10 protein-coding genes are annotated in these 10,810 nt (G+C 60.6%); 7 read left to right on the top strand and 3 right to left on the bottom strand.

The genetic code is table 11. The features are described from left to right. Positions 1 to 91: 91 nt before the first annotated feature. Both LB533_RS03225 and LB533_RS03220 read left to right on the top strand, forming a co-directional pair. Positions 92 to 898, top strand: a complete 807-nt coding sequence (locus LB533_RS03225) for an undecaprenyl-diphosphate phosphatase (protein ID WP_224676629.1) — start codon at positions 92 to 94, stop codon at positions 896 to 898. A gap of 190 nt (positions 899 to 1,088) precedes the next feature. After that, complete coding sequence (locus tag LB533_RS03220; RefSeq protein WP_224676628.1) at positions 1,089 to 2,729, top strand: ABC transporter substrate-binding protein; 1,641 nt, start codon at positions 1,089 to 1,091, stop codon at positions 2,727 to 2,729. Between the two features lie 238 nt (positions 2,730 to 2,967). Here the strand turns inward: LB533_RS03220 and LB533_RS03215 are convergent, their stop codons facing one another. Together LB533_RS03215 and LB533_RS29815 are read right to left on the bottom strand one after the other, a co-directional pair. Then, on the bottom strand, positions 2,968 to 3,138 hold the full coding sequence (locus LB533_RS03215; RefSeq protein ID WP_224676627.1) for a hypothetical protein: 171 nt from the start codon (positions 3,136 to 3,138) through the stop codon (positions 2,968 to 2,970). Beyond that, positions 3,129 to 3,254, bottom strand: coding sequence for a hypothetical protein (locus LB533_RS29815; RefSeq protein WP_263487248.1), 126 nt, complete (start codon positions 3,252 to 3,254; stop codon positions 3,129 to 3,131). The genes LB533_RS03215 and LB533_RS29815 overlap by 10 nt, the downstream gene beginning before the upstream one ends. Before the next feature lie 181 nt (positions 3,255 to 3,435). Here LB533_RS29815 and LB533_RS03210 point away from each other — a divergent pair, with 181 nt between their 5' ends. The 3 genes from LB533_RS03210 to LB533_RS03200 are packed head-to-tail and all read left to right on the top strand — an operon-like array spanning position 3,436 to position 6,585. Beyond that, positions 3,436 to 4,773, top strand: coding sequence for a DNA methyltransferase (locus tag LB533_RS03210; RefSeq protein WP_224676626.1), 1,338 nt, complete (start codon positions 3,436 to 3,438; stop codon positions 4,771 to 4,773). Then, a complete protein-coding gene (locus tag LB533_RS03205) occupies positions 4,773 to 5,906 on the top strand; it encodes a DUF262 domain-containing protein (RefSeq protein ID WP_224676625.1) in 1,134 nt (377 codons plus the stop codon). Before LB533_RS03210 ends, LB533_RS03205 begins: the two co-directional genes overlap by 1 nt. Further along, positions 5,893 to 6,585, top strand: coding sequence for an MAE_28990/MAE_18760 family HEPN-like nuclease (locus LB533_RS03200; protein ID WP_224676624.1), 693 nt, complete (start codon positions 5,893 to 5,895; stop codon positions 6,583 to 6,585). The genes LB533_RS03205 and LB533_RS03200 overlap by 14 nt, the downstream gene beginning before the upstream one ends. A gap of 20 nt (positions 6,586 to 6,605) precedes the next feature. Here the strand turns inward: LB533_RS03200 and lepA are convergent, their stop codons facing one another. Further along, complete coding sequence (lepA, locus tag LB533_RS03195; RefSeq protein ID WP_224676623.1) at positions 6,606 to 8,411, bottom strand: translation elongation factor 4; 1,806 nt, start codon at positions 8,409 to 8,411, stop codon at positions 6,606 to 6,608. A 210-nt stretch (positions 8,412 to 8,621) separates the two neighbouring features. On the opposite strand from lepA, the gene LB533_RS03190 reads away from it, so the two are divergent. Together LB533_RS03190 and LB533_RS03185 are read left to right on the top strand one after the other, a co-directional pair. Beyond that, positions 8,622 to 9,701, top strand: coding sequence for a TadE/TadG family type IV pilus assembly protein (locus LB533_RS03190; protein WP_224676622.1), 1,080 nt, complete (start codon positions 8,622 to 8,624; stop codon positions 9,699 to 9,701). Positions 9,702 to 9,979: 278 nt separating this feature from the next. Beyond that, positions 9,980 to 10,684: a DUF1223 domain-containing protein gene (locus LB533_RS03185; protein WP_224676621.1), complete on the top strand. Its 705-nt coding sequence runs from the start codon at positions 9,980 to 9,982 to the stop codon at positions 10,682 to 10,684. Positions 10,685 to 10,810 lie beyond the last annotated feature (126 nt).

Genomic DNA, 10,810 nt, shown 5'->3' with positions numbered 1-10,810 from the left:
CGGGCCGTCAGGGTGTTGCGACCTATAGGGGGAGTTCGGCGCCATGACAAGCAAGCCCTTCCAGCCCATCCCGCGAATGCCGAGGTAGCCAATGGAAAGCCAGACAATCGTCGAAGCCCTGCTGCTCGGTCTGCTGGAGGGACTGACCGAGTTCATTCCGGTGTCCTCGACCGGCCATATCCTGCTCGCCGGCCACTTCCTTGGCTTCCACTCGACCGGCAAGGCCTTCGAGATCCTGATCCAGCTCGGCGCCATCCTGGCCATTCTGAGCGTCTATTTCCGGCGCTTGTGGCAGATGCTGCTCGACCTGCCGCATGACCGGCTGACGCGGCATTTCGTCATCGGCATCCTCATCGCCTTCCTGCCGGCGGCCGTCATCGGCGCGCTGGCGCATGATTTCATCAAGACCATCCTGTTCGAATCGCCGCGGCTGATCTGCATCATGCTGATCATCGGCGGCGTGGTGCTGCTGGCGGTCGACCGCATGACGTTGAAGCCCGTGTACCGCGACGTCGAGCGCTTCCCGACGCGGCTTTACCTGCAGATCGGGCTGTTCCAGTGCCTGTCGCTGATCCCCGGCACCTCACGCTCGGGATCGACCATCGTCGGCGCGCTGCTGCTTGGCGTCGACAAGCGGGCGGCGGCGGAATTTTCCTTCTTCCTTGCCATCCCGACCATGGTCGGCGCCTTCGCCTTCGACCTGTTCAAGAACCGCAACGTGCTGACGTCGGCCGACCTGCCGATCATCGCCGTCGGCTTCGTCGCCGCCTTCGTCACCGCGCTGCTGGTGGTGCGCCTGCTGCTCGATTACGTCTCGCGCAAGGGCTATGCGCTGTTCGGCTGGTGGCGGCTGGTGGTCGGCATCGTCGGGCTGGTCGCGCTGATGATCTGGGGTTAGCAGCCCCTCTTTCCTCTCCCCCGCGAAGCGGGGGAGAGGCCCTCCTTGCGGAGCAACGCACAAGTCTTGCGGATTCCAGAACACTCCGCTGCGTAAGCTCGCCCTATCATCCCTCAGGCAATGGCGTCCGGCGAGCCGCATCCGCCCCCGCGCACGCGGCCGGCCGGGCGCCCAATGAGAGGGAACGACGATGAAATTCATGCTGACCGACAGGAAACTGCACCCGCGGGCCAAACCCGTCGCCGAGGATTTCAGGAGCGGCGCCATCAACCGGCGCGAATATTTCGCGCTCATGGCCGGGCTCGGCGTCAGCGCCGCGGGCGCTTTTGCCCTGGGCGGGCTGACCGCGTCTCCTGCTCGCGCGGCGGAGCCCAGGAAGGGCGGCATCCTGCGCGTCGCCATGAACGTCAAGGGTTTCAAGGACCCGCGCACCTTCGACGGCGTCGAAATGTCCAACGTCGCGCGCCACTGCAACGAATACCTCGTGCGCTGGAACACCGATTTCTCCTTCGAGCCCTGGCTGCTCGAAAAATGGGAGATGAGCGACGACGCCAAGACGCTGACGCTCAATGTGCGCAAGGGCATCACCTGGTCGAACGGCGACGCCTTCAACGCCGACGATGTCGTCCACAACCTCACCCGCTGGTGCGAGGCCGGCGTCGCCGGCAATTCGGTCGCCGCGCGCATGGGCGCGCTGGTCAACGCCGACACCAAGAAGGTGGTCGATGGCGGCATCGAGAAGGTCGACGACTTCACGATAAAACTCAATCTGCCCAAGCCCGACATTTCGCTGATCGCCGGCATGGCCGACTATCCCGCTTTGATCATGCACCGCTCCTATGACGGCGACGGCGATCCGCTGAAGGCGCTTTCGATCACCACCGGCCCCTGCGAGCTGGTGAAATGGGACGCCGAGACGGGAGCCGAGGTGAAGCGCAAGGACAAGCCCTGGTGGAAGGGCGAGTTCTACCTGGATGGCATCCAGTGGATCGATTACGGCTCCGACCCCAACGCCATGCTGTCGGCGTTCGAATCCGGCGAGATTGACACCGACCACGAGACCGCTTCCGACGCCGTGTCGCAGACCGAGCAGATGGGATTGAAGAATTCCGAGATCGCCACCGGCTCCACCATCGTCGCCCGCTTCAATGTCGCCAACGCGCCCTATGAGGACGTCAAGCTGCGCCGCGCCGCCCAGCTCGCCGTCGACAATTCGGCCGTGCTGGCGCTCGGCCTCGGCGGCAGGGGCAAGCCCGCCGACAACCACCATGTCGGCCCCATGCACCCCGAATATGCCGATATCGGCCCGGCCAAGCGCGACGTCGAGGCGGCGAAGAAGCTGCTCGCCGAGTCCGGCAAGGCCGACCACGAATACGACCTCATCTCGGTCGACGTCGAATGGCAGAAGAGCACCGGCGACGCGATCGCCGCGCAGATGCGTGAGGCAGGGCTGAAGATCAAGCGCACCGTGCTGCCGGCCGCCACCTTCTGGAACGACTGGAGCAAATATCCCTTCTCCTGCACCGAATGGCTAGGACGCCCGCTCGGCGTCCAGGTGCTGGCGCTGGCGTATAAATCGGGCGCCGCCTGGAACGAAAGCGCCTATGCCGACAAGGAGTTCGACACCCTGCTCGACAAGGCGCTGGCCATGCCGGACGCCGCCCAGCGCAAGGAGATCATGGCTGGCATCGAGAAGAATTTGCGCGATTCAGGCATCATCATCCAACCCTACTGGCGCTCGGTGTACAGGACCTATCGCAAGGGGGTGGAGGGCTGCGAACAGCACCAGGCGCTGGAGCAGCATTTCGAGAAGGTTTGGATAGAGGGGTGAGGCAAGTGCGGCGCTGATTTCCTCGCCCCCGCTACGCGGGGGAGAGGTGGCCCGGCGAAGCCGGGACGGAGAGGGGGACACCCTCAACGAAGCCAAAGCCGGCTGAGGAAAGGGCGCGGCCATGGCGATCCGTCCTTGAGTCCCTGAAATAAAATTTCCAAACCCGGCGCTGCCCCCTCTCCGTCCCGGCTTCGCCGGGCCACCTCTCCCCACTCGCGTGGGGCGAGGAACCAGCCCCTCACCGCCCGGACTTCACCAGCGTCCAGATCCAGCCCACAAAGGTCAGCACCAGGAAGGGATAGCCGGCGGCGGGCAGCGGCGCCGAGGTCGGCAGCAAGGGCGCGCCCCACAGCACCATGCAAACCGACACCAGGAATAGCACGGCGGCAACGATTGCGGTCAGCCGCATCCACAGCGCGAAAGTGTTCGGCGCAGCGCATCGCTTGCCACGAAAGTGCCGGCCAAGCCGAAGATGCCGCCGATGGCGAGGCCGAGAGAGGCGATGGCGTCTGGAGTGGAACGCATGCGATGTCTGCCGCGGCTGAACAAAGGATACTACAGGTTGGGATGTTCTCAAAGTGTGGCTCAGCACCGAAGCAAGATCGGCAGCTTTAGGATGGCTCGATCCCTCCAGCCGCGCCAGTTGTGTGAGCTGGGGATTCCTAACAGATGCGCTTATGGCTAAAATGGGCTCTATGATTCCATCTTGGCTCCCAAGAAGCCAATCCATCGCGTGGAGCTTCCAATTTTCCAGTTCAATAAACTAAAAATAACATCGCCAAAACGGGACAAGCGCTCGCAGACGGGATGGGAGTCGTTCTTCCCGTACTACGCGGGCTATCCGGAGGGATTCGTGAAGGATCTTCTCCAAAGTGCGAAGCTCTCTCTGGATTCTACGATCCTCGATCCTTGGAATGGCAGCGGAACATCCACATTTGTCGCATCACGGCTTGGACACCGGGCGGTTGGTTTAGACATCAATCCTGTCATGGTGGTCATCGCTCGCGCGAGGATGCTGCCACAAAGCGAAGCGGGTTCTTTATTGCCCCTCGCCCTTACCCTGACGGCGCAACGCTGCCGGCCCAAAGTTGGAACCCCTGATGACCCGCTAGGGGAATGGTTTGCGCCGGCTACTGCAACTGCGATCCGGCAAATCGAAGTGGCCATCCGCGAAAGCACCGTTGGTGACGTCACTCCCCTTGATGGAGGGGCAAACGTAGGCCGCATCTCCGGTCTTACCGCGACGCTCTATCTCGGATTATTTGCGGCGTGTCGATCTCTAAGCCGGATGCTGCGATCGACCAACCCGACGTGGATGCGTAGGCCAAAATCCGAAGCATTGAAGACTAATGTGTCCTCAGCAGACGTAGTCTCAGCCTTTATTGACAACGTCAGTGCGATGGCTGCCGAATTGGCCGCCAGTCAGCAAGCCGCTGTGCCCACGCCACGTTGGACCATCGATGTAGCTGACAGCACTACTGCCAAGTTGACGCCCGACAGCGTCGATTTTGTCGTTACGTCGCCCCCTTACTGCACGAGGATCGACTACACCGCTGCAACAAGCATTGAATTAGCCATTCTAGCGCCGCTTTTGTTAGAAGATCGTGCAGAACTTAGCCGCAATATGATTGGCTCGATCAGGGTTCCTGTCAAGACGATAAGCCAGTCGGCTGAGTGGGGCGGTATTTGCAACGGGTTCTTAGATCGAGTGAGAACCCATCCGTCTAAGGCTTCAGCCACCTATTACTATCGAACTCACCTCGATTATTTTGAAAAGCTGAATAAGTCTCTTGGCCGGATTTCGTCAGCGCTTCGGCCAGGGGGGATTGCATGTATGGTGGTTCAGGATTCTTATTACAAAAACATTCATAACGATCTTCCATCGATAGTCGCCGAAATGTGCTGTCATCACAGCTTGAAACTTGGTCGGCGGGAAGACTTTCGCTTGAGTCGGTCAATGGTACGTGTAAACCGTCATACGAGGATATATGGCAGACCGTCAGAGCCAACCGAAGCGGTTCTATGTTTTGAGAAAGTTTCCTGATGGCAGATAAGCCGGACTTAATTGCGGCAATAGCGGCGAGCGTTAGGCAGGCCAATACCGCAGCGCTCGACGTATCATTTAATGAGTTACTGGATATGTGGGAGAATAAGGAGCTAGATATTCAACCGGACTATCAGAGATTATTTAGATGGACTGCTGCACAGCAGTCACGCTTTATAGAATCACTTTTGCTAGAAATGCCCGTACCGCCAATTTTTGTTATCGAGGAAGAATCTAACACATACCAATTGATTGACGGACTACAGCGGATTTCCTCTTACCTGCATCTGAGGGGAAAACTGGTGGCACCCCAGGCGAATCCGCCGGTTGAACTGGGGGATATGCTGGTCCTGGAGGATTGCGATATCGTGCCAGAACTCAACGGGCTTACCTACGACGATCTCCCGACCGCGTTACAGATAAGATTGAAGCGCCGCTTTATTCGGATGGAGGTTGTACGGAAGGAAACAGACCGTCGTTTCAAGTACCATATGTTCAAGCGCCTCAACACCGGGGGTGAAACACTTTCAGCACATCAAGTTCGAAACTCTGCGATGAGAATGCTAAGCGACGTGTTCCCCAGCTTTGTCGTAGATATGGCGCAAGTTGATGACTTCAAGTCCTGTACTGAGTACCTCACGTACGAAAGACGCATGTCTGCTTTTGATGAAGAATTGGTCCTCAGATTTTTTGCATTGAAGAACCAAAGAGGTCAGTTTAAGCATGAGGTAACTGATTTCTTGGACGAGTATATGGAAGCGATCTGCGATCCCTCGCGAAACGCTCCTTTCGACTACGGAGCAGAGGAAATTAGTTTCCGCAAGACATTTCGAGCCCTTTGGTTGGCACTTGGTGAATACGCATTTGCATTTGCCAACAGAGACAAAACGGCTCTTAGCTTGGGCTTCAGCATCTATCATTTCGAAGGCATAACAATTGGCATTCAATCAGTTATTGATCGTATCGATCTAACCGATGAGTCGGCTCTAGAGTTACTTGGAACAACCTTGAGAGCAATCAAACTGGATCCTGCTTTTATTGCTATTACTACGGGTGGAGGTAAGAATTCACCTGGTCCTCTGAACTCAAGAATTTCATTCGTTTCTGAAAGACTTCAAGTTGCGTTCCCCTGACGAGATATTTGAAGAACTAGAAGTTGGCCGCGCTGCACGTGAAGCTGAGATTCGCCTGCTCCAGAATCTAGCTGCATCAGAAGGTGATGATGATCGGCAGAATGCCATTCGGCGATCGCTGGTGCTCGTGACGTACGCGCATCTCGAGGGTTTCGTCAAATTCTCCATGGAGAGCTACATCTCAGCCGTCAACTCGGCAAAAATTCCATGCAGTGAGGCGATCACCCCCCTTGTAGCTGCGACTCTGCACAAGGCATTCGACGCCCTTCGGCATATTCAATCTAAACATCCGATATTTGGCGGACCTCTTCCGGACGACTCAGCGCTTCACATGGCATGGAGAGAGCAAACGTTCGTGCAGCAACTTGCTTCCTTGATGACAACTGCAGTCGAGATTCCAGACAGCTTTGTTACAACTGAATCGAACCTTAGTGCCGTCGTTTTGAAGAAAAACATGTATAAACTTGGCCTTCCCTTCGACGCCGTAGATGGACACGGCGGGACAATCGGCATGCTGCTAGGAAAACGAAATCAGATCGCTCATGGCGAGATGGTTACTCCGACAAAGCCCGATACAGAGCAATACGTCGCTGCCGCATTCGACATAATGCAGTTTGTCCAAGCAGAGGTCTATGACGCGTTGAGTAATCGAGCTTATCAGCGGGCAGCAGCCGCATGATTTTGTAATGGCCCGACACCTCAATCCCCCATCTTAAGCGCCTGGATAAACGCCTCCTGCGGAATATCCACCTTGCCGAACTGGCGCATCCGCTTCTTGCCCTCTTTCTGCTTGTCCAGGAGCTTGCGTTTGCGGCTCACGTCGCCGCCGTAGCACTTCGCCGTCACGTCCTTGCGCAGGGCCGAGATCGTCTCACGCGCAATGACCTTGCCGCCGATCGCGGCCTGGATCGGGATTTTGAACAGATGATGCGGGATCAGCTCCTTGAGCTTCTCGCACATCTGCCGGCCGCGCTTTTCGGCCGCGGTTCGGTGGACCAGCATCGACAGCGCGTCGACCGGCTCCTCATTGACCAGGATCGACATCTTCACCAGATCGCCCTCGCGATAGTCGGTGAGGTGATAGTCGAACGAGGCGTAGCCCTTGGAGATCGACTTCAGCCGGTCGTAGAAGTCGAAGACGACTTCATTGAGCGGCAAATCATAGATCAGCATGGCGCGCTTGCCGACATAGGAGAGGTCGGCCTGGATGCCGCGCCGGTCCTGGCAGAGTTTCAATATGCCGCCGAGATAGTCGTCCGGCGTCAGGATCGTGGCGCGGATCCACGGTTCCTCGATGGCCGAGATCTTGACCACGTCGGGCATGTCGGCCGGGTTGTGCAGCTCCTTCACCGTGCCGTCATTGAGGAGCAGGCGGTAGACGACGGAAGGTGCCGTGGCGATCAGGTCGAGGTTGAACTCGCGCTCCAGCCGCTCCTGGATGATTTCCAGATGTAGCAGGCCGAGGAAGCCGCAGCGATAGCCGAAGCCAAGTGCTGCGCTGGTTTCCATTTCATAGGAGAAGGAGGCGTCGTTGAGGCGCAATTTGCCGACGGCGGCGCGCAGGTCCTCGAAATCGGCGGCGTCGACCGGGAACAGGCCGCAGAACACCACCGGCTGCGCCGGCTTGAAGCCGGGGAGCGCATGCGCGGTCTGGCGCTTGTCCTCGGTGATGGTGTCGCCGACGCGGGTGTCGGCCACTTCCTTGATCGAGCCGGTGAAGAAGCCGAACTCGCCGGGGCCGAGCTCGTCGACATTGATGCGGGCGGGCGTGAAGACGCCGGTGCGCTCGACCAGATATTTGGCGCCGGTACCCATCATGCGGATGGTCTGGCCCTTCTTCAGCACGCCGTCGATGACGCGCACCAGCACGATGACGCCGAGATAGGCGTCGTACCAGCTGTCGACCAGCATCGCCTTCAGCGGCGCCGAGGCATCGCCCTCGCGCGGCGGCGGCAATTGGTGGACGATCGCCTCCAGCACGTCGGGAATGCCAAGGCCCGTCTTGGCCGAGATCAGCACGGCGTTGGAGGCGTCGATGCCGATCACCTCCTCGACCTGCTCGCGGATGCGCTCGGGCTCGGCGGCCGGCAGGTCGACCTTGTTCAGCACCACGACGATCTCGTGGTTGTTGTCGATCGCCTGGTAGACATTGGCCAGCGTCTGCGCCTCGACGCCCTGCGAGGCGTCGACCACCAGCAGCGAGCCCTCGCACGCGGCGAGCGAGCGCGACACTTCATAGGCGAAGTCGACATGGCCGGGCGTGTCGATGAGGTTGAGGATATAGTCCTCGCCATTCAAGGCACGGTATTTCAGCCGCACCGTCTGCGCCTTGATGGTGATGCCGCGCTCGCGCTCGATATCCATCGAGTCCAGCACCTGCTCCTTCATGTCGCGCAGCTCCAGCCCGCCGGTCAGCTGGATCAGGCGGTCGGCAAGGGTGGATTTGCCATGGTCGATATGGGCGACGATGGAGAAATTCCTGATGTGGTCGAGGGGCGTGCTCATGCCGCGCGCTTTAGCAGGGGCGGCCTGCTGCGGCAAGGCTTGCGGCGCAAGGCGCGCGCTGGCCGTCACAAAGCGGTGAGCCGGGGGCAAAAGCCCGAAACAGCGGGCGAGCGCGGCGGGATGCTTAAACTTTGAACGATCCTCTTAGACCCTGGTTTGCCGGCGCATGTTAGGTCCTGCGCAGATAAATCGTCTCTTGGGGTAGAAAACATGCTGGGGCTTGCAGGAAGGTTCGCCCGTTCGCGCGGCGGCTCGATGATGCCGCTGTTCCTCGTCATGCTGGTGCCGCTGATCACCGTGGTCGGCTTCTCGGTCGATTATACCTCGGCGGTGCAGACCCGCTCCAACATGCAGCAGGCGCTCGACGCCGCGACGCTGGCCACCACCACGCTGCCGAAGACGACGACGCTGGCGGCCCGCCAGCAAATGCTCCGGGACACCTTTGCCGCCAATGGCGGGCAAGGCACAGCCACCCTGGTGAGCTTCACCATCGCGGCCAACGGCACCGCCACGGCGCAGGCCTCGGCGAGCTTCGCCATGCCGACCGACTTCATGCAGATCGCCAGGATCAACACCGTGCCGGTCGGCGTCACCTCGGCGGTCAACAAGGCGCCGGCCCTGGTGCAGACCACCTTCAAGATCGAGAAGGCGTCGGGCTGGTGGGACAAGACGATGTATCTCTACGGCACGCAATTCGGTTCGACCACGAAGCAGAAGCTGATGCAGATCAGCTATGTCTACAACAAGGGCGGCGATCCCAAGGGCTATGGCACCACCACCGTCTCCACCGTCAGCGGCACCACGCTTACCCAGGTGCAGCAGCAGGTGTGCAACACCACGACGGTCCCCAATTTCGACAGCACGCCCTCCGGCGCCATCACCAGCATCGACGGCAACGGCGTCATGCGGCAGACCGTCTGCACCACCAGCCCGGCCAACAGCGCCGGCGCGGTCATCGACGTCAGCCGGATGGACCAGCTCTATCTGGAGATGGACGTGCCTTCCGCCGCGACGGCCAAACCGGCCCAGCCGACCACGCTCCGGTCGAACGACCCGAACACCTCGAACCGGCTCTATATCGGCACCAGCCCGACCGACATGCCCGAAATCGCCACAAGCCAGACCGTCGACATCTTCACCGCCGTGCCGTGCGGCCAGACAGGCTACCAGGCCTGGGAAGACGGCGGCTCGGCCGTGCCGGCGCCCGTCGTCAACGCCGACTTCTTCTACACCGTGATGGGTAAATGCGACTTCAACCAGCGCCCCTCGCAAACGGTGCTGACGCAGTAGGGGGCGAAGCTGCCGCGAGGTCGGATGAGGGGTGTTCCAGGGAACGCGAACGTCTCACTCCGCTGGAACACCACTCATCCGTCTCGGCGCTGCGCGCCGATCCACCGCCCTGGGGCGAGCCACGGGTCTCGCCCCGTCCTTCGGACCCCACAAGGGGAGAAGGAAGAACCCGCTGGCGCTCAATCACAAACCGGTGAGCGCTGTAACGAAGCGATAATTGGCGGCGAAGTGGGGACATGAGCGGCGCATCACAGCGCCGTCGCCCACGGAGCAATTCCATGTCGCAAGCCAAACGCCGCAAGTTTCTCGCAGTGTCCAGCCTGGGCGCGCTTGCGCTCGCGGCGTCGCTCGGCACCGCCGCGGCGCAGCCGCTCACCGTGGTCGAGCTGTTCACCAGCCAGGGCTGCTCGTCCTGCCCGCCGGCCAATGCCAATCTGATCAAGATCAAGGACCAGCCCGGCGTGCTGGCGCTGTCCTTCAACGTCACCTACTGGGACTATCTCGGCTGGAAGGACATTTTCGGCCGGCAGGAGTTCACGCAGCGCCAGGTCAGCTACGAGCCGCCGCTCGGCCGTGACGGGCCGTTCACGCCGCAGGTGGTGGTCAACGGCCATGCCGATGCGGTCGGCGCCGCGCCCGGCGAGATCGAACGGCTGATTGCGGCAAGCGGACGCATCAAGGGACCGTCGCTGTCGCTCGGTGGCGGCAAGGCTAGCATCGGCGCGGGGAGCGTGCCGGGCGGCAAAGCCGACATCTGGCTGGTGCGCTATGCCAGGGGCGTCGTCGAGGTGCCCGTGGCGCGCGGCGAGAACACCGGCCGCACCTTGCCGCACGGCAATGTCGTGCATGCGCTGACAAAACTCGGCAGCTGGACCGGAGAGGCCACGACGCTCGACGTGCCGGCGGCCGCCGATGGCCTCAGCACCGCCGTGCTGGTGCAGTCGCCCGGCGGCGGGCCGATCCTGGCCGCCGCCGCCGATTAGCTTACCTCCGGAAACTTCCCGTTTGCGGGGAGAGACCATGTCCGATCAGAAATTGCGCAACGCCGCGCCTGCGGCGCCGCAACAGCCGGCCGCCGCAAGGGCGCGCCACCAACCAAGGAGACCATC

The sequence above is a fragment of the Mesorhizobium sp. BR1-1-13 genome (assembly GCF_020165515.1).
Classification (GTDB): domain Bacteria; phylum Pseudomonadota; class Alphaproteobacteria; order Rhizobiales; family Rhizobiaceae; genus Mesorhizobium.
Note: the sequence above shows the minus strand (reverse complement) of the source record. Positions and strands in the feature narration are given on the sequence as shown.